The organism is Massilia sp. CT11-108, assembly GCF_047302915.1.
Taxonomy (GTDB): Bacteria; Pseudomonadota; Gammaproteobacteria; order Burkholderiales; family Burkholderiaceae_D; genus Telluria; species Telluria orientalis.
Map to the genome: position 1 here is coordinate 1 of NZ_JBKYMO010001118.1, position 684 is coordinate 684.

General features: G+C 73.8%; 1 protein-coding gene. It reads left to right on the top strand.

What is annotated here, in order from left to right; genetic code table 11:
* Positions 1 to 684, top strand: a 684-nt coding sequence (locus tag ACEN88_RS33490) for a beta galactosidase jelly roll domain-containing protein (protein ID WP_413346646.1), incomplete at both ends; no start/stop codon positions are given.

Genomic DNA, 684 nt, shown 5'->3' on the forward strand with positions numbered 1-684 from the left:
CGCAGCACCGTGCCGCTCGCCGGTCCGGTGCCCGTCGCCGTCCCGGACCTCCGCGCGGTGGCCTGGACGCGGCGCATGGACAGTCCCGAGGCGCAGCCCGGCTTAGACGATAGCGCCTGGGTGCAGGCGGACAACCGGCCGTCGGCCGCGCAGACGTGGACGTTGCCGGAGCGCGGCCAGCCCACGCTCGCGATGAGCGACTACGGTTTCCATCATGGCGACGTGTGGTACCGCGGCCGCTTCGACGCGAGCGATCCCGCCGCGAACCGGCTGGAACTCTTCTACGGCGGCGGTGGCGCGGGCATGCTGCAGGCGTGGGTCGACGGCCGCTTCCTGGGCCAGCACGAGCTGGACACGGGCCGCTCGTTCCCGGAGACGACGGACACCGTGCGCTTCGACCTCGGCAAGCTCGCGCCGGGGCCGCACGTCGTCGCGGTCATGGTCCGCAACGATTCGCACAACTGGGACCTGATGGCGGACGACGCGCACCGCGAGGCGCGCGGCCTGATCGCGGCGTCGCTGACGTCGAAAGGGGGGCGCCGGTTCGCCGTGCCGATCCGCTGGCGCATCCAGGGCAACCAGGGCGGCGAGGACATCGCCGACCGCGTGCGCGGCCCGTACAACGACGGTGGACTGTACGGCGAACGGGCGGGCTGGCACCTGCCGGGCGCGCCGGGGCAGGGG